The sequence below is a fragment of the Bordetella genomosp. 13 genome, from assembly GCF_002119665.1.
Classification (GTDB): domain Bacteria; phylum Pseudomonadota; class Gammaproteobacteria; order Burkholderiales; family Burkholderiaceae_B; genus Bordetella.
This window is the reverse complement of sequence record NZ_CP021111.1, coordinates 1,204,395-1,220,939: the sequence shown is the minus strand read 5'-3', so window position 1 is coordinate 1,220,939 and position 16,545 is coordinate 1,204,395. Positions and strand designations below refer to the sequence as shown.

16 protein-coding genes are annotated in these 16,545 nt (G+C 67.5%); 6 read left to right on the top strand and 10 right to left on the bottom strand.

Going from position 1 to position 16,545, the window contains the following annotated elements; translation table 11 throughout:
* Positions 1-32 precede the first annotated feature (32 nt).
* On the bottom strand, positions 33-497 hold the full coding sequence (locus tag CAL15_RS05575; protein ID WP_086077673.1) for a MarR family winged helix-turn-helix transcriptional regulator: 465 nt from the start codon (positions 495-497) through the stop codon (positions 33-35).
* 232 nt (positions 498-729) lie between these two features.
* On the opposite strand from CAL15_RS05575, the gene CAL15_RS05570 reads away from it, so the two are divergent.
* Together CAL15_RS05570 and CAL15_RS05565 are read left to right on the top strand one after the other, a co-directional pair.
* A complete protein-coding gene (locus CAL15_RS05570) occupies positions 730-2,061 on the top strand; it encodes an MATE family efflux transporter (protein WP_086080943.1) in 1,332 nt (443 codons plus the stop codon).
* 80 nt (positions 2,062-2,141) lie between these two features.
* Positions 2,142-2,420 carry a metal-sensing transcriptional repressor gene (locus tag CAL15_RS05565; protein WP_086077672.1) on the top strand — a complete coding sequence of 93 codons (279 nt, stop codon included), beginning with the start codon at positions 2,142-2,144 and terminating at the stop codon, positions 2,418-2,420.
* Between the two features lie 10 nt (positions 2,421-2,430).
* On the opposite strand, the gene chrA is transcribed toward CAL15_RS05565, so the two are convergent.
* A complete protein-coding gene (gene chrA, locus CAL15_RS05560; protein WP_086077671.1) occupies positions 2,431-3,816 on the bottom strand; it encodes a chromate efflux transporter in 1,386 nt (461 codons plus the stop codon).
* A 224-nt stretch (positions 3,817-4,040) separates the two neighbouring features.
* On the opposite strand from chrA, the gene CAL15_RS05555 reads away from it, so the two are divergent.
* Positions 4,041-4,868 (top strand): nickel/cobalt efflux transporter, encoded by an 828-nt coding sequence (locus CAL15_RS05555; protein WP_086077670.1) that lies wholly within the window; start codon positions 4,041-4,043, stop codon positions 4,866-4,868.
* 70 nt (positions 4,869-4,938) lie between these two features.
* Here CAL15_RS05555 and CAL15_RS05550 read toward each other — a convergent pair whose 3' ends face one another.
* Positions 4,939-6,735 (bottom strand): gamma-glutamyltransferase family protein, encoded by a 1,797-nt coding sequence (locus CAL15_RS05550; RefSeq protein WP_198299154.1) that lies wholly within the window; start codon positions 6,733-6,735, stop codon positions 4,939-4,941.
* 20 nt (positions 6,736-6,755) lie between these two features.
* Positions 6,756-8,258, bottom strand: a complete 1,503-nt coding sequence (locus CAL15_RS05545) for an ABC transporter substrate-binding protein (protein ID WP_086077668.1) — start codon at positions 8,256-8,258, stop codon at positions 6,756-6,758.
* Between the two features lie 315 nt (positions 8,259-8,573).
* Between CAL15_RS05545 and aztA the strand changes: the two genes are divergently transcribed.
* The 3 genes from aztA to CAL15_RS05530 are packed head-to-tail and all read left to right on the top strand — an operon-like array spanning position 8,574 to position 11,264.
* Positions 8,574-9,338 carry a zinc ABC transporter ATP-binding protein AztA gene (gene aztA / locus CAL15_RS05540; RefSeq protein WP_086077667.1) on the top strand — a complete coding sequence of 255 codons (765 nt, stop codon included), beginning with the start codon at positions 8,574-8,576 and terminating at the stop codon, positions 9,336-9,338.
* Entirely contained in the window at positions 9,335-10,213 is an 879-nt protein-coding gene (gene aztB / locus CAL15_RS05535; RefSeq protein WP_086077666.1) for a zinc ABC transporter permease AztB, read from the top strand. Before aztA ends, aztB begins: the two co-directional genes overlap by 4 nt.
* 13 nt (positions 10,214-10,226) lie before the next feature.
* On the top strand, positions 10,227-11,264 hold the full coding sequence (locus tag CAL15_RS05530) for a metal ABC transporter solute-binding protein, Zn/Mn family (RefSeq protein ID WP_086077665.1): 1,038 nt from the start codon (positions 10,227-10,229) through the stop codon (positions 11,262-11,264).
* 103 nt (positions 11,265-11,367) lie between these two features.
* Here the strand turns inward: CAL15_RS05530 and CAL15_RS05525 are convergent, their stop codons facing one another.
* Genes CAL15_RS05525 through urtB form a run of 6 tightly spaced genes read right to left on the bottom strand, consistent with a single transcriptional unit; the run spans position 11,368 to position 16,536 of the window.
* Positions 11,368-11,700 (bottom strand): FmdB family zinc ribbon protein, encoded by a 333-nt coding sequence (locus CAL15_RS05525; protein ID WP_086077664.1) that lies wholly within the window; start codon positions 11,698-11,700, stop codon positions 11,368-11,370.
* 12 nt (positions 11,701-11,712) lie between these two features.
* Positions 11,713-12,942 carry a formamidase gene (gene fmdA, locus CAL15_RS05520; protein ID WP_086077663.1) on the bottom strand — a complete coding sequence of 410 codons (1,230 nt, stop codon included), beginning with the start codon at positions 12,940-12,942 and terminating at the stop codon, positions 11,713-11,715.
* A 43-nt stretch (positions 12,943-12,985) separates the two neighbouring features.
* A complete protein-coding gene (gene urtE / locus CAL15_RS05515; RefSeq protein WP_086077662.1) occupies positions 12,986-13,678 on the bottom strand; it encodes an urea ABC transporter ATP-binding subunit UrtE in 693 nt (230 codons plus the stop codon).
* Between the two features lie 23 nt (positions 13,679-13,701).
* Positions 13,702-14,475 carry an urea ABC transporter ATP-binding protein UrtD gene (gene urtD, locus CAL15_RS05510; protein WP_232468126.1) on the bottom strand — a complete coding sequence of 258 codons (774 nt, stop codon included), beginning with the start codon at positions 14,473-14,475 and terminating at the stop codon, positions 13,702-13,704.
* Positions 14,472-15,602 (bottom strand): urea ABC transporter permease subunit UrtC, encoded by a 1,131-nt coding sequence (gene urtC, locus CAL15_RS05505; protein WP_086077661.1) that lies wholly within the window; start codon positions 15,600-15,602, stop codon positions 14,472-14,474. Before urtC ends, urtD begins: the two co-directional genes overlap by 4 nt.
* Before the next feature lie 16 nt (positions 15,603-15,618).
* Positions 15,619-16,536, bottom strand: coding sequence for an urea ABC transporter permease subunit UrtB (urtB, locus tag CAL15_RS05500; protein WP_086077660.1), 918 nt, complete (start codon positions 16,534-16,536; stop codon positions 15,619-15,621).
* Between the last annotated feature and the right edge of the window lie 9 nt (positions 16,537-16,545).

Genomic DNA, 16,545 nt, shown 5'->3' with positions numbered 1-16,545 from the left:
GGGGGCTTTTTTTGTCGGCACTTAGAAGGACGCTATGCCTGCCGCTTGAAGCGGTCGACGAACGCCGGCGACGCGATCGCATCCAGGACGAGGCGCAACTGCGCCGCCTCGTCGGCCCCGAATGCCTCTTCGAAGCGGCGGTGCGCATCGCTCCACAGCACGCGCGCCTTGACGAGCTTGCTCTTGCCGGCGCGGGTCAGTCGCACGCGGCGGCTGCGGCGGTCTTCCTGGTCTGGCAGCACCTCGACCAGCCCGTCCCTGGCCAGCGATCGCAAGGTGTGGCCCAGCGCGGACAGGTCCATCACCAGCACCTCGGCCATCCACCCCACCAACGGCGAGCCGCCGGCCCGGTCGATCTGCGCCAGGATCGAGTACTGCGTCGCGCGCAGGCCGATGGGCGCCAGCGCATCGTCGTACAGCTGGCCGACGCGCCGGGTGGCACGGCGCAGGGCGGAGTTTGTGCAAACGCTGACGCGCAGGTCTGCGGTGGCATCCATGAGACCTCCTGGGTAATGCGGATCGGCCGCGCAAGCGCGGCCGTGCGGGCCATTCTAGCCGTACGGCGCGCGATACCCCGGCGCCGGTTGACGCCGCAGCGAACAGCGCCAGATAATACTGGCATATACCAGTATTACTTTCAACATTATCAGCCGACCCGGGCCATTCGTGACTACCTCCACCGTCGCGGCGCCGCCAGCCGCCAAGCCGTCCAACGCGCGGATGCATGCGATGCTGCAGGGTCCCATCCTGCCGACGCTGCTGCGCATGTCGTGGCCGAACATGCTGATGCTGCTGGCCCAATCCGGCGCGGCGTTGGTCGAGACCTGGTTCGTGGCCCGGCTGGGCACCGACGCGCTGGCTGGCGTGGCGCTGGTTACGCCGCTGCTGATGCTGATGCAGAACATGTCGCAGGGCGCCATGGGCGGCGGCATCTCGTCCGCGGTGGCGCGCGCGCTGGGCGCGGGCCGTCACGAGACGGCCGACAGCCTGGTGCTGCATGCGCTGGTCATCAACCTGTGCCTGGGCGTGGCGTTCACCGCCGTGTTCCTGCTGCTGGGCCCGCAGATCTATCGGGCCCTGGGCGCGCATGGCGCCGCGCTGGACGCCGCCCTCACCTACTCCAACGTCATCTTCGGCGGGCTGGTGTTGATGTGGGTGATGAACGCGCTGGCCAGCGCGGTGCGCGGCACGGGCAACATGATGGTGCCGGGCGCGGTCATCTGCGGCGGCGCGCTGCTGGTGGTGCCGCTGTCTCCCTGCCTGATCTTCGGGGTGGGCCCGCTGCCGGGCTTGGGCATCGCTGGCGGCGCCTGGGCGCTGCTGTGCTACTACGCCGTGGGCACGGTCATCCTGGCCTGGTACTGCATCAGCGGCCGCAACGCCGCGCGGCTGCGCCGAGGCGCCCTTCGCCCGGCGCTGCTGGGCGACATCCTGTCGGTGGGCGGGCTGGCCACGCTCAATCCGCTGCTCACCAACGGCCTGATCGCGGCCGTCACCGCGCTGACGGGCGCCTATGCCGGCACGGCCGCGCTGGCGGGCTACGGCACGGCGGCACGGCTCGAGTATCTGCTGATGCCCATCGCCTTCGGCCTGGGCGCGCCCATGGTGGCCATCGTGGGCGCCAACATCGGCGCCGGGCAGCCGCAGCGCGCCGTGCGCGTGGCGCTGACCGGCGGCGCCGTGGCCTTCGCGCTGGGCGAATGCCTGGGCATCCTGGCCGCGATATGGCCCGAGGCCTGGTTGCGCCTGTTCGGCGACGACCCGGGCATGCTGGCCGCCGGCAGCACCTATCTGCACATCGTCGGGCCGTTCTATGGCTTTTTCGCCCTGGGCTTCTCGATGTATTTCGCGTCGCAAGGCGCCGGCCGGCTGAAATGGCCGCTGCTGGCGGGACTGGCGCGGCTTGTCGTGGCGGTGGGCGGCGGCTGGCTGGTGCTGCGCGCCACCGGTTCCCTGCACGGCCTGTTCGCCGTAACCGCGCTGGCCATGGTGCTGTACGGGTGCCTGATCCTGCGGGCCGTGGCGTCGCCGGGTTGGGTACGTCCAGCCAGGCCGCGGTGATGCCGACGGCCTGGCAGTAAAGTACAGGCCTTGCGCCATGATGCGCGCCGACATCATGCAGTCCCTACAGGCGTACGCGAATGAACCATCCCCACGTGCACACCACGCATCCCGCCATCGTCAAGCGGTTGAAGCGCGCCAACGGGCACCTGCTCGGCATCGTCGAGATGATCGAGGCCGGGCGTCCGTGCCTGGACATCGCGCAACAGCTGCACGCGGTGGAAAAGGCGATCCAGCAGGCCAAGAAGACGCTGATCCAGGACCACATCGACCACTGCCTGGATGAATTGGTCGAAAAGCTTCCCGCCACGAATCGCGAGCCGATCGACGAGTTCAAGGAAATCGCCAAGTATCTTTGAGGACTGGGGATCAACCCAATAGCGTGATGGCCAGCCCTGCCATGGCGCAGACCGCTATCACTTCGATGACGCCGCGCTTGAACCTGAACAGCGCCACCGCGGCGCCGAGCGCGATGCATGCGGCCTTCCAGTCGAAGTCGCCGGCCAGCCCCTGCGGCCACAGCACGTGATATCCGAAGAACACGGCCAGGTTCAGGATGACGCCGACCACGGCGGCGGTGATGGCGGTAAGCGGAGCGGTGAACTTCAGGTCTTCCTTCGTGGCCTCCACCAGCGGACCGCCGGCCAGGATGAACAGGAATGACGGCAGGAAGGTGAACCAGGTGACGATGAGCGCGGCCAGGGCGCCCGCCATGAACGGCAGGTCCGGGCCTAGCAGGGCGTGCGTGTAGCCCCCGACGAAACCGACGAACGCCACCACCATGATCAGCGGGCCGGGCGTGGTCTCGCCAAGCGCGAGCCCGTCGATCATCTGCGCCGCGCTAAGCCAGCCGTAGTGGTCCACCGCGCCCTGATAGAGATAGGGCAGCACGGCGTAGGCGCCCCCGAACGTCAGGTATGCCGCCTTCGTGAAGAACCAGCCCATCTGCGTGTAGGCGCCCTGCCAGCCATACAGGGCCGTGAGCGCCGCCATGGGCGCCGCCCACAGCACGGCGCCGACCGCCGCGATCGCGCCCAGGCGACTCCATCGAAAGCGCGCATGCGGGGGGATGGGCGTGTCGTCGTCGATGAGCGCGGGTCCGTGACCCTGCATGCCGGCCCCGCGGCGGGCGTCCGCGTGAAAGTACTGCGGCCACCACCTTCCGCCCGCGAAGCCGGCCAGCGCCGCCAAGGCGACGATGAGCGGAAAAGGCGCCCGCAACGCGAAGATGGCTACAAAGGCGGCCGCCGCGATGCCCCACAGCATGGGATTCTTCAGCGCGCGCGAGCCGATACGATGCGCGGCATGCAGCACGATGGCGGTGACCGCCGGCTTGATCCCGTAGAAGAGGCCGGCGACGACGGGCACGTCGCCCCATGCGACATATACCCACGACAGGCCGATCAGGATGAACAGCGAAGGCAGTACGAACAGGCCGCCCGCCACGAGGCCGCCCCATGTCCGGTGCAGCAGCCAACCCAGATAGGTGGCGAGCTGCTGGGCCTCGGGTCCGGGCAGCAGCATGCAGTAATTGAGGGCATGCAGGAAGCGGCGCTCGCTGATCCACCGGCGGCGTTCCACCAGTTCGGTATGCATGATCGCCACCTGCCCGGCAGGCCCTCCGAAGCTGATGAAGCCCAGCTTCAGCCAGAACCACAAGGCCTGGCCGAGCGTCACCGCACCGGGGCGCCCCGGTGCCGGTTCCGGTTCGACGCCGACGGGTGGCGTTCCGAAGTCTTCCCTGCTTGCTGTCATGACATCATCCAATCCATGCTGGCCAGGCGCGGCACCCCGCTGTGCGGGTCTCGGACTGCACGGGCGCCGCGATGGGTCGAGCATAGCAATCAAACATGTCGTTTCCCCCATCCAGGCCGAAACGCAAAAAGCCCGGAGCCGCGTAGGCTTATTGTGCGGATATCCCCCACGGGGGGATATGATCGGGCCAAGTCCGTAGTCGTGCTGCTTCCTGGAAGGTGTCCATGTTTTCTTTCTCCGACCTGATCGCGCAGGGTGCGTCGCAGGCCTGGCTGTTCATTCCCAGCGCCATATTGCTGGGCGCCTTGCACGGGTTGGAACCCGGCCACTCGAAGACAATGATGGCGGCGTTCATCGTGGCCATACGCGGCACGGTGTGGCAGGCGGCATTATTGGGCCTGACGGCAACCGTGTCCCACACATTGGTCGTATGGGGGATCGGGCTGGGCGGCATGTATCTTTGGCAAGGCGTCGCGGCGGAAGAACTGGAACCCTATTTCCAGCTGGCGTCGGGCGTGTTGATCGTATCGATCGCCACGTGGATGTTCTGGCGGACGTGGAGGGAACAGCACGCCGCCGCGCATGGGCATTCCCATCATTCCCCTGACCATGGTCATCACGGCCACGACCACCATGACCACGATCATCACGATCACGGACGCGACAAGTTCGAAGACGCACACCAGCGCGCACACGCGGCCGACATCCGACGCCGCTTCTCGGACCGCCGCGTCACCCACTGGCAGATCGCGCTGTTCGGCCTGACCGGCGGCCTCATCCCCTGCCCGGCCGCGATCACCGTGCTGCTGCTGTGCCTGCAGCTGAAGGAATTCACGCTGGGCGCCGTGCTCGTCCTGTGCTTTTCCGTGGGCCTGGCCATCACCCTCGTCACCGTCGGCGTCGTGGCCGCGCTGGGCGTGCGCCAGGCCGGCAAGCGCGCGCCGTGGTTCGGCGCGGTGGCCCGGCGGGCTCCGTACCTTTCCAGCCTGCTCATCATCGCCGTGGGCATCTATGTCGCCATCTATGGCTGGCTGGGCCTGCCTGCACGGTGAGTCCCGATGCCGCAGGCTGACCGCCCGGCCAGCGCAGCGCCATGCGCGAGCCGCCGTCGTCCAAGCCGCGCTAGCGCCCCACCGCGTAAGCCTGCATCAACCGCGGCGTGGCGGCCGCGTGCAGGATGCCGTCCTCATCCCGCGCGGCCGCGGTCAGGCGGCCCACCGACCACTCGGCCACCTCTTCCACGTCATGTCCGCGCGAGCGCAGGTCCGCCAGCACGTCGGCGCCGAACGACACCTCGGCCGCCAGATGTCCCGGCTTGCGATCCCGCGGATAGAAGGAACTGGGGAAATGCATGGTGTGCGACATCGGCTGGTCGATGGCCTCCTGCAGGTCGAGGCCATGATGCACGTGCCGCAGGAACAGCAGCAGCTGCCATTGCTCCTGCTGGTCGCCGCCCGGCGTGCCGAACACCATGTAGGGCTTGCCCTCGCGCAGCGCCAGCGAGGGCGTCAGCGTGGTGCGCGGCCGCTTGCCCGGCGCCAGCGTGCCGGGCAGGTCCGGCTCCAGCCAGAACATCTGCGCGCGCGTGTTCAGCGCAAAGCCCAGTTCGGGCACAACGGGCGACGACTGGAACCAGCCGCCCGAGGGTGTGGCGGACACCATGTTGCCCCAGCGGTCGATGACGTCGACGTGAGTGGTGTCGCCGCGCTTGGCCGAGGCGCGCATGTCGGCCATGGTGGGCTCGCCCGCGCCCGCGCTGCCCTGCGCCACCTTCGACAGGCGGCCCACGGTGTCCATCACGCGCGCCAGCTGCGCCTCGAAGCCAGGCACGCTGCCGGGCCGCAATTCGTGCGAGGCCCGTTCGCCGATCAGCGCGCGGCGGGCGTCGTTGTAGGCGTCCGACAGCAAGTGCGGCAGCGGCACGTCGGCGAAGGCCGGATCTCCGTAATACGCTTCGCGATCGGCGAAAGCCAGCTTCATGGCCTCGGTGACGCGATGGATGAATTCCGCGCTGGACGAGCCCGTGCCCTGCAGGTCCATTTCCTTCAGCAGCGCCAGCGTCTGCAGGAACACCGGGCCCTGGCTCCAGGCGCCGGCCTTGGCCACGGTGTAGCCGTGATAGTCGTACGTCAGCGGGGTTTCGTAGCTGGCCGACCAGCCCGCCATGTCGCCGGCGGTCAGCACGCCGCGATGGGGCCTGCCGCTTTCGTCCATGAATTCGCGGCGCATGTGGCCGTCGATGGCCTCGGCCACGAAGCCGCGGTAGAACGCGTTGCGCGCCGCCTCGATCTGGCGTTCGCGGTCGGGGCCGGCCGATTCGGCCTCGCGCAGCAGGCGCTGCCACGTGCGCGCCAGCGCGGGATTGCGGAACAGCTTGCGCGCCCGCGGCAATGCGCCGCCCGGCACATAGACTTCGGCGGTACTGGGCCAGTGCTGCTGGAAGAAATCCTGCAGCCCGGCGATGGTGTTGGCGATACGCGGCATCAGCGCATGGCCGTGCTCGGCGTAATGGATGGCCGGTTCCAGCACGTCGCGAACGCGCATCGTGCCGTGGTCGCGCAGCAGCAGCATCCAGGCGTCGAACGCGCCCGGGATGACCGCGGGCAGCAGGCCGTTGCCGGGGATCAGGTCGAGTCCCAGCGCGCGGTAGCCCTCGAGCGTGGCGCTGGCGGGCGTGGCGCCCTGCCCGCACAGCACCTCGGTCAGGCCGGTGCGCGCGGAATGGAACACGATGGGCACTTCGCCGGCCGGCCCCACCAGGTGCGGCTCGACGACGTGCAGCACAAAGCCCGCCGCCACGGCGGCATCGAAGGCGTTGCCGCCGCGCTCCAGCAGCGCCATGCCCGCCGAACTGGCCAGCCAGTGCGTGGACGTGACGACGCCGAACGTGCCCAGTATCTCCGGGCGAGTGGTGAACATGCGATGTCCCGAGTCCATGATCATTTCCCGGCGATGGTGACGCCCTTCAGGCGGATCAACCCGTCGGGATAGGCAACGAAGCCCTTGACGGTTTTCTGCACGCCGAACACCCACGGCAGGTAATACAGGTACACGGCGGGACGATCGTCCTGCAGCTTCTTGAGCACCTGCGAGTACAGTTCGCGGCGCTTGCCTTCATCGGCCACCGACTGCGCCTCGGCCAGCCATTTGTCGACGTCGGGATCGCAGTAGCGGCCGTCGTTCAGATTGCCCTTGCAGCCGAAGTACTGGGCGATGTTGCCGCCCGGGTCTACGCGGCCGGACCAGCCCGTCTGGCCGACCTCGAAGTCGCCGCGCGGCAGCGCCGACTGCAGCGCCGCGAATTCCACGGGCCGCAGCGAGATGTCGAAACCGGCCTCGGCGCCCATGGCCTGCACCAGTTCGTAGACCTGCTGCATCGTGGTGTTGTTGCCGTAGGTCAGCTCGAACTTCACGCGGTCGTAGCCGGCTTCTTTCAACAGTTTGCGCGCCTTCTCGGGATCGCGGCCGCCATGCTCGAAGCTCTTGTCGTAGGCAAAGCTGGCCGGTGGGAACGGCTGGTGCGCGGGCTGGAACATGCCCTCGCCCACTACCTGGTTGATCACGTCGCGGTCGATGGCAAGCTCGAGGGCCTGGCGCACGCGCTTGTCCTTGGCCAGCGGATTGTCGGCGCGCTTGCCGTTGGCCAGGTTGACGGCGAACGACTGGAAGCCCAGGCCCGTGACGGCATCCAGCACCAGCTTGGGATCGTCCTTCACGGTCTTGGCATCGCTGGGCGCGATGCGCTCGACGATGTCCAGTCCGCCCGAGCGCAGATTGTTCAGGCGCACGGTGGAATCGGGCATGGGCGTGTAGATCACGCGGTCGAAGTGATAGTTGGCCGCGTCCCAATGTTTGGCAAACTTCTCGAGCACGATGCGGTCGTTCTGCACGCGCTCCTTGAACTGGTAGGGGCCCGAGCACACGGGCCGCGCGCCGGGATCCTTGTCGAAGCTGGCGGGCGACTGCATCATGCCGGCGCGGTCGGACAGCTGCGACAGCAGGCCGGCATCGGGCTGCTTCAGCCGCAGCACCACCGTCTGCGCATCGGGCGCCTCGACGCTGGCCACGCTGACCAACTCGCTCTTGCGGTTGCTGTCGGGCAGCGAGATGGCGCGTTCCAGGTTGGCCTTGACCGACGCCGCGTCGATCGGCGTGTCGTCATGGTAGAACGCGCCCTTGCGCAGCTTGAAGGTCAGCGACTTGCCGTCCTCGCTGGTCTGCCAGGACTCGGCCAGCTGCGGCACGAACTTCAGGTCGGGCGTGATGTCGACCAGCCGGTCGCACAGCGACGCGAACACGATGCGGCCGACGAAGGTACGCGCGCGGGCGGGATCCAGCACGTCCGGGTCGTCCTGCAGGCCGATACGCAAGGTCGATTGGGCCGCGGCGGCGCCGCTGGCGAGTAGGCCGGCCGCAGCCAGGGCGAGGCAGAGTTTGCGCATGGTACGTTCCCGTGACGTGAAGGTCGGCCTCCCGACGAGTACGCCGGAAGGCAAAGGGTTTTATAGGAACATACTGCTGCGCACGGCGCAAAACCACTGCGCAGCGGCCGACAAAACCGCGGCGGCCCGCTGGCCATTCAGAACGTGCGACGTCGTCGCCGAGGCAGCCGCGCCCGCGAATTCGTACCGGTGCCCTCGATCCGAGGGGTGGCCCGATGGCTCCCGCCCGGACACTGCGGCGATGATTAGTTATGTTATAACATACTATAATTATCGAAACATCGCCGTGCACGTCCACGTGCCGACCCACCGACAGTGCCCGCCGCTTTTCCCGCCCACACACTCCCCGACCCCTGCGTCGTGTTCGACGAACTGGCCGTGTCCTATCGAAAACAGCCTGCGCTCCATGGATTGTCGGGCGCGGTCCGGCGCGGCTCATTGACTGCCGTAGTCGGACCTAATGGTTCCGGCAAGACCACGTTGATGAGAAGCATCGCCGGGCTGCTCGAGCCGTCCTCGGGCAGGTGCGCCGTCGCGCCGGGTGTGCGCGTGGCATATCAGCCTCAGCAGGCCGGCCTGGACCGCGGCTTTCCCGCCCGCGTCATCGACGTGGTGGCCATGGGCCTGTGGCCGCGCCGCGGGCTGCTGGGACGGCATACGCGGCAGGACCACCACGCCATGCAGGCCGCGCTGGACGCTGTGGGCCTGGCCGGCCATGGCCATCGGCCCATCGACACGCTGTCCGGCGGAGAGCTGCAGCGTGCGCTATTCGCCAGGACAATGGTGCAGGAGGCCGACCTGATCCTGCTGGACGAGCCGTTCAGCGCCGTCGACGAGCGCACCGTACAGGATCTGGTCGCCATTATCCTGCGCTGGCATGCCGCAGGACGCACCATCATGGTGGTGATGCACGACCTCGACCTGGTGCGGCAATGCATGCCGGAAACGCTGCTGATGTCGTGCCATCCCATCGCGTGGGGCAGCACCGCGGCCACATTGACGCCCGACAACCTGAGGCGCGCTCGGCACGGCCATGCGGCCGACGCCTCCTTCGACAAACTGCGCCAGGCTGCCGCATGACCAGCATGCTTTACGAATGGCTCGTCGGCCCCTTCGCGGATTACGCGTTCATGCGGCGCGCATTGTGGGGCGCATTGATGCTGGCGCTGGGCGCATGCCCGGTCGGCGTATTCCTGATGCTGCGGCGCATGAGTCTGGCCGGCGATGCCATGTCGCACGCCGTGCTGCCCGGCGCGGCCGTGGGCTATCTGCTGTATGGCCTGCAGATCATTCCGATGACTGTCGGCGGACTGGCAGCCGGCATGCTGGTGGCGGCCGGCGCGGGAGCGGTGTCGCGCCTGACCGTGCAGAAAGAGGACGCTTCCATGGCCGCGTTCTACCTGATCTCGCTGGCGGTGGGCGTACTGATCGTATCGCTGCGCGGCTCCAGCGTGGACCTGATGCATGTGCTGTTCGGCGCCGTGCTGGCGCTGGACGACGAGGCGCTATGGCTGATCCGCGGCATCGCGGCCGTCACCGTACTGGGCCTGGCGATCCTGTGGCGGGGCCTGGTGGCCGAATGCCTGGATCCGCTGTTCCTGCGCAGCGTGTCACGAGTGGGGCCCGCCGTCCACTTCCTGTTCGTGGGCCTGGTGGTGCTCAACCTGGTGGGCGGCTTCCAGGCGCTGGGCACGCTGCTGTCGGTGGGGCTCATGATGGTGCCCGCGGCCGCCGCGCGCTTCTGGACCACCCGGGTCGAAACGATGTGCCTGCTTGCCGTCGCGATCGGCATGGGCTCGTGCATCGCCGGACTGCTGCTGTCGTATCACGCTTCCCTGCCCTCCGGCCCGGCCATCGTGCTGTCGGCCGGCGTCATCTACCTGCTGTCGGTCGTTGCCGGCACGCGCGGCGCGCTCGTTGCGCAGCTGCGTCGTGTCCCGCGCGCGGCCATCTGATCGGAGCCACTGCATGAACATCAGGAAATCCGCCACCGCCCTGAGTCTGGCGGCCGCATCATTGCTGGCCGCCGCGCCGGCGGCGGCCGAGGCGCTCAAGGTTGTCGCGACCTTCTCCATCATCGCGGACTATGCCAGACAGGTGGGCGGCGAACGCATCGCGCTGACCACCCTGGTCGGGCCGGGCAGCGATGCGCACGTGTACGAACCGAAGCCCGCCGACGCCGCCGCCGTCGGCCACGCCGACCTGGTGCTGGCCAACGGCTTGAACTTCGAGGGCTTTCTGCAGCGGCTGGTGCAGGCCAGCGGCAGCAAGGCGCAGGTGGTGACGTTGACGCGGGGCGTGAAGCCTATGCGCAGCGCCGAAGAAGAGCGCGGCCATGGGCATGGCCACGATCATGCCCATGACCACGATCATGCACATAACCACGATCATGCCCATGACCACGAGCATGGACACGACCACAAGCATGACCACGGGCACGACGGCGGGCACTCGCACGGAGGCCACCATCACGGCCCGGACGATCCGCACGCATGGCAGTCCGTGGCCAATGCGCAGATCTACGTGAAGAACATCGCCGACGCCTTCTGCAAGGCGGACGCGGCGGGCTGCGGCGCGTATCGCGCCAATGCCCAGGCCTATACGCAGCGGCTGCAGGCGCTCGACGCGGAGCTGAAGGCCGTGGTCGCGCAGATCCCGAAGGACCGGCGCACCATCATCACCTCTCATGACGCCTTCGGCTATTACGGGCAGGCGTATGGATTCCGCTTCCTGGCGCCCCAGGGCCTCAGCACCGACGCCGAAGCCTCGGCATCCGACGTCGCCGCGCTGGTGACGCAGATCAGGCAGCAGAAGGCCGCCGCGCTGTTTACCGAGAGCATCAGCAATCCGCGGCTGATCCGCCAGATCTCGGAAGAAACCGGCCTGGCGCAAGGAGGCCAGTTGTATTCCGATTCGCTGTCGGATGCGAACGGCCCGGCGTCGACCTACATCGACATGATGCGCCACAACACCGAAACCATACGCAAGGCCATCCTGGGAAGGTGACATCGCGCCGGCCCCAGGATCCGCCGGCGCCCCTCCCCAGCACACGGGACGGTCCGCGTCCACGAGCCGCTTGCGGTCGGCCGCATGGCGGCCAACCCGCGCTTCAATGCCCGATCATCCACGGACGTGCGCCGGCGAACGTCTTGCTGCCGTCCGCCGCGATGCGGGTACGGCCCGCCCGCTTTCCGCCAGAGCAGCAACCACAGTTCATGCCGTGACCCGCGCGCGTGCTGCGCGGCTCGTGAGCGCTGCGCTCGTTGGCGGCCAATGCGCGGCGCATGGCGCCGCCGATCACACCCAGCGCCGGCGCAGCGCCCAGGGTGCGCCCTGACTGCGCCCCGCACGCCGGGCAGGCCGCCGGCTCGTTGCGCCGCGCCAGCGGGCGCAGCGCCGAGAACTCGCCGCATTGCTCGCAGCAATAGTCATAGGTCGGCATGCCGGCCTCCCGTCACAGGTCCGGCGACAGCGGCATGTCCACGCCGCCGGTGATCGCCTTCACCGGTCCGTTGGCCGACGGCTGGATGTCGAACTCGAAGATCTCCGTGGGCAGCCACAGCGTGGCGCAGGCGTTGGGAATGTCGACCACGCCGCTGATGTGGCCCTGCACCGGCGCCGTGCCCAGGATCGAATACGCCTGCGCGCCCGAGTAGCCGAACTTCTTCAGGTATTCGATGGCGTTCAGGCAGGCCTGACGGTAGGCGATGTGCACGTCCAGGTAGTGCTGGCCGCCGCCCTCGTCCACCGAGATGCCTTCGAAAATCAGGTAGTCCTTGTAGTTGGGAGTGATAGGACTGGGTTTGAAGATGGGGTTGCGGATGCCGTACTTGGCCATGCCGCCTTTGATCAGCGACACGCGCATGTGGATCCAGCCGGCCATCTCGATGGCGCCGCAGAAGGTGATTTCGCCGTCGCCCTGAGAGAAGTGCAGATCGCCCACCGACAGCCCGCCGCCTTTCACGTACACGGGGAAGAAGACCCGCGATCCGCGCGACAGGTCCTTGATGTCGCAGTTGCCGCCGTGCTCGCGCGGCGGCACGGTGCGCGCGCCTTCCGAGGCGGCTTTGTCGCGCGCCGCGCCCTGCAGCCTGCCCATGTGGGCGGTGGCGGGCGCGGGCGGGTTGGCCAGCGGCGGCACGCGGGTCGGATTGGTGTCGATCAGGGCCTGTTCGCGCTTGTTCCAGGTGTCCAGCATGGCCTGGTCGGGCAGGCAGCCGATCAGGCCCGGATGGATCAGGCCCGCGAAGCCGACGCCGGGCACGTGGCGCGACTTGGTGAACATGCCATGGAAATCCCAGATGGACTTCTGCGCCTGCGGGAAATGCTCGGTGAGAAAGCCGCCGCCGTTCTTCTTGCTGAAGAAGCCATTGAAGCCCCACAGGCTGTCGGGCTTGGCGCCTATGTCCAGGAAGTCCACCACCAGCAGGTCGCCGGGCTCTGCGCCCTCCACGCCCACGGGCCCCGAGAGAAAGTGCACGGTGGACAGGTCCACGTCGCGCACGTCGTCGGCGCTGTCGTCGTTCTTGATGGCCCCGCCCGTCCAGTCGTAGGTCTCCAGCACGAAGTCGTCGCCGGGCTTGACCCAGGCGGCGATCGGAATGTCGGGATGCCAGCGGTTGTGGATGTTCTCGTTCTCGTACGGGGATTGCGACAGGTCGACCTTGATCAGGGTTTCGGGCATGGCTTGCTCCTTCGGGGTGGAATGAATGCGGCGGCCGTCCGCGCTAGACGGACAGGTAGCGGCTGATGGTCTGTTCGTCGACGGCGTCGCGCCTGTCTTCGTGCACGAAGCGGCCCTTGTCGATGACGATGAGGCGGTCGGCGATCTGCAGCGTGAAGCTCAGCACCTGCTCGGACACCACGATGGCCAGGTTCTTCAGCTTGCGGATCTCGAGCAGGCTGCGCGCGATGTCCTTGATGATGGAGGGCTGAATGCCCTCGGTGGGCTCGTCCAGCATCAGCACCTTCGGACCGGTGACCAGCGCGCGCGCGATCGCCAGCTGCTGCTGCTGTCCGCCGGACAGGTCGCCGCCGCGGCGCCGGCGCATGTCGTGCAGCACGGGAAACAGCGCATAGATGTCGTCCGGCACCGGATCGCGCAGGGCGCGTCCCGGCAGGCCGGTGCGGATATTCTCTTCCACCGTCAGCGTGGGAAAGATCATGCGGCCCTGCGGCACGTAGGCCACGCCCGACCGCACGCGCTGGAAGGTCTCCATGCCCGTCAGGTCGGCGCCGTCGACATGCACCTTGCCCTGCATGGCGGGCAGCACGCCCATCATGGTCTTGAACAGCGTGGTCTTGCCCATGCCGTTGCGGCCCATCACGGCGACGATCTCGCCGCGCGCCACCTGCAGGTCCACGCCGTGGATCACGCGGCTCTGCCCATATCCCGATACCAATCCCGTCACGCTGAACATGTGGGCCTCTAGCGGTTGGCGGGTCAGTGACCCAGGTAGACTTCGATGACGCGCGGGTCGGACTGCACGTGCTCCATGGAGCCTTCGGCCAGCACCTTGCCCTGGTGCAGCACCGTGACCTTGTGCGCGATGTTCTTGACGAACTCCATGTCGTGCTCGATGACGATCATCGAGCGGTCCCGGCTGATGCGGTTGAGCAGTTCGGCGGTCTTCTCGCGCTCCGACACGCTCATGCCGGCCACCGGCTCGTCCAGCATCATCAGCTCGGGCTCCTGCATCAGCAGCATGCCGATCTCCAGCCACTGTTTCTGGCCGTGCGACAACAGCTCGGCCGGCCTGTCCAACATGTCGGCCAGGAAAATCTGCTCGGCCGTGTGCTCCACGCGCTCGACCACGTCGGGCGTCAGGCGGAAGGTCATGGCGCCGAACACACTGCGGCCGCGCGGGAACGACACCTCGAGGTTCTCGCGCACGCTGAGCGTCTCGTAGATGGACGGGGTCTGGAACTTGCGGCCCACGCCGGCCCGCACGATCTCGTGCTCGGCCATGCGGGTCAGCTCGGCGTCCTTGAACCGTATCGACCCGGCAGTGGCCTTGGTGCGGCCGCAGATCAGGTCCAGCACGGTCGTCTTGCCGGCGCCGTTGGGACCGATCACCACGCGCAGTTCCCCGCGGTCCACGTACAGGTTGAGGTTGTCCACGGCGGTGAAGCCGTTGAAGGACACCGTCAGGCCCTCGACGTACAGCGCGAACTCCTGGGCCGGGGACACCGGCTGATTCATCAGGTTGCGACTCATGCGGCCTCCGTCGAGCGGGCGCCGGCCGGCACGGCGGCACCGCGCCGCCAGCGGCCCAGGCGCGGCCTGACGTACTGCGCGTACAGCCCGGCCAGGCCATTGGGAAACGCCATCACCACCGCGATGAACAGGCCGCCCATCAGGAACAGCCACAGCTGCGGAAAGCTCTCCGAGAAGTAGCTCTTGCCGAAGTTGACCAGCAAGGTGCCGTACACCGCGCCCAGCAGGGAGAGCCGTCCGCCCACCGCGGCGAAGATCACCATCTCGATGGACGGCACGATGCCCACGAAGGAAGGCGACATGAATCCGACCTGCAGCGTGAACATGGCGCCGCCGATGGCGGAGAACATCGCCGCCACGCAGAACACGAAGACCTTGAAGCTGGCGACGTCATAGCCCGAGAAACGCACGCGTTCTTCCTTGTCGCGCATGGCCACCAGCAGCTTGCCCAGCTTCGAGGCCAGCAGGAACCGCCCGAACAGGATGCAGGCGAACAACAGCACGGCATTGACGAAGTACAGGATGACGCGCGCGGAGTCGGTGCGGATGTCCCAGCCCAGCAGCGTCTTCAGGTCGGTGATGCCGTTGACGCCGCCCGTCATGCCCTGCTGGCCGATGATGAGCACCGACAGGATCAGCGCCACCGCCTGCGTGACGATGGCGAAATACGTGTCGCCCACCCGCCGCTTGAACATGGCGATGCCCAGCACCAGCGCCAGCAGCATCGGCACCACGGGCACGGCCAGCACGGTGAACAGGAAGCTCTTGAACGGCACCCAGAACCACGGCAGTTCGGTCAGCTGGTTCCAGTCCATGAAGTCGGGGATGCCGGGCGTGGACTGGATCCTGGTGGCCTCGACGGTGGAAGCCTCCAGCTTCAGGAACATGGCCATGCAGTATCCGCCCAGCCCGAAGAACACGCCTTGTCCGAGACTGAGGATGCCGCCGTAGCCCCAGCACAGCACCAGGCCGACGGCCACGAAGGCATAGGCCAGGTACTTGCCCACCAGGTTCAGCCGGAAGCCGTCCAGCGCCAGCGGGAACACCACGAACACCACCGCCGCCAGCACGGCCAGTCCGATCAGGCCTTCGCGGCCACCCAATACGTTCCTGTAGAAAATCTGCATCTGGATCTCCGGACGGCTATTTGCGGACCTTGATGGTGAACAGCCCCTGCGGGCGCAGCATCAGGATGACGACCACCGCGGACAAGGTGAGCACCTTGGCCATGGAACCGGTCATGAAGAATTCGGAGACCGACTGGGTCTGCGCGATGGCGAAGGCGGACGCGATGGTGCCCAGCAGACTGGCCGCTCCGCCGAAGACCACCGTGAGGAAGGTATCGACGATGTACAGCGAGCCGCTGGTGGGGCCGGTGGAGCCTATGGTGGTGAACGCCGCTCCCGCGATGCCCGCGATGCCGCACCCCAGCGCGAAGGTCACGCGGTCGACCCGTTTGGTGTCGATGCCGACCGCGCCGCTCATCACACGGTTCTGCATGGTGGCGCGCACGTGCAGGCCCCAGGTCGAACGGAACAGCGCCAGCATCAGCCCGCCGGTCAGGACGAGCGTGATGCTCATCACGAACAGTCCGTTGATGGGGATGTCCACGCCGTCCAGCGGCTGCACCGAACCCATCAGCCAATCGGGCAGCGTGGGGCTGACTTCGCGCGGGCCGAAGATGGAACGCAGCGCCTGCTGGATCACCAGAGACAGCCCCCACGTGGCCAGCAGCGTGTCCAGCGGCCGCCGGTACAGATGGCGGATCATCAGCCATTCGACCAGCCAGCCCAGCGCGAACGTGACCGTGAAGGCCGCCGCAATGGCGATGAAGAAGTACACCGGCATCAGCTGCGGCGCATACTGCTGCGTCAGTTCCGAGAACAGATAGGTGGTATAGGCGCCCACCGCCAGGAACTCGCCATGGGCCATGTTGATCACGCCCATCTGGCCGAAGATGATGGCCAGCCCCAGCGCCATCAGCAGCAGCACGCTGAAGACGGAAAGGCCGTTGAAGCCCTGCATCAGCAGGATCGCGCCCAGGTCGGAGAAGGATTCCATGTGCTGTCT

What these genes read in the sequence shown, in the direction of transcription:
- CAL15_RS05575 (WP_086077673.1), bottom strand. Translation starts at nt 497, where the DNA reads ATGGATGCCACCGCAGACCTGCGCGTCAGCGTTTGCACAAACTCCGCC.
- CAL15_RS05570 (WP_086080943.1), top strand. Translation starts at nt 730, where the DNA reads ATGCTGCAGGGTCCCATCCTGCCGACGCTGCTGCGCATGTCGTGGCCG.
- CAL15_RS05565 (WP_086077672.1), top strand. Translation starts at nt 2,142, where the DNA reads ATGAACCATCCCCACGTGCACACCACGCATCCCGCCATCGTCAAGCGG.
- chrA (WP_086077671.1), bottom strand. Translation starts at nt 3,816, where the DNA reads ATGACAGCAAGCAGGGAAGACTTCGGAACGCCACCCGTCGGCGTCGAA.
- CAL15_RS05555 (WP_086077670.1), top strand. Translation starts at nt 4,041, where the DNA reads ATGTTTTCTTTCTCCGACCTGATCGCGCAGGGTGCGTCGCAGGCCTGG.
- CAL15_RS05550 (WP_198299154.1), bottom strand. Translation starts at nt 6,735, where the DNA reads ATGTTCACCACTCGCCCGGAGATACTGGGCACGTTCGGCGTCGTCACG.
- CAL15_RS05545 (WP_086077668.1), bottom strand. Translation starts at nt 8,258, where the DNA reads ATGCGCAAACTCTGCCTCGCCCTGGCTGCGGCCGGCCTACTCGCCAGC.
- aztB (WP_086077666.1), top strand. Translation starts at nt 9,335, where the DNA reads ATGACCAGCATGCTTTACGAATGGCTCGTCGGCCCCTTCGCGGATTAC.
- CAL15_RS05530 (WP_086077665.1), top strand. Translation starts at nt 10,227, where the DNA reads ATGAACATCAGGAAATCCGCCACCGCCCTGAGTCTGGCGGCCGCATCA.
- CAL15_RS05525 (WP_086077664.1), bottom strand. Translation starts at nt 11,700, where the DNA reads ATGCCGACCTATGACTATTGCTGCGAGCAATGCGGCGAGTTCTCGGCG.
- fmdA (WP_086077663.1), bottom strand. Translation starts at nt 12,942, where the DNA reads ATGCCCGAAACCCTGATCAAGGTCGACCTGTCGCAATCCCCGTACGAG.
- urtE (WP_086077662.1), bottom strand. Translation starts at nt 13,678, where the DNA reads ATGTTCAGCGTGACGGGATTGGTATCGGGATATGGGCAGAGCCGCGTG.
- urtD (WP_232468126.1), bottom strand. Translation starts at nt 14,475, where the DNA reads ATGAGTCGCAACCTGATGAATCAGCCGGTGTCCCCGGCCCAGGAGTTC.
- urtC (WP_086077661.1), bottom strand. Translation starts at nt 15,602, where the DNA reads ATGCAGATTTTCTACAGGAACGTATTGGGTGGCCGCGAAGGCCTGATC.
- urtB (WP_086077660.1), bottom strand. Translation starts at nt 16,536, where the DNA reads ATGGAATCCTTCTCCGACCTGGGCGCGATCCTGCTGATGCAGGGCTTC.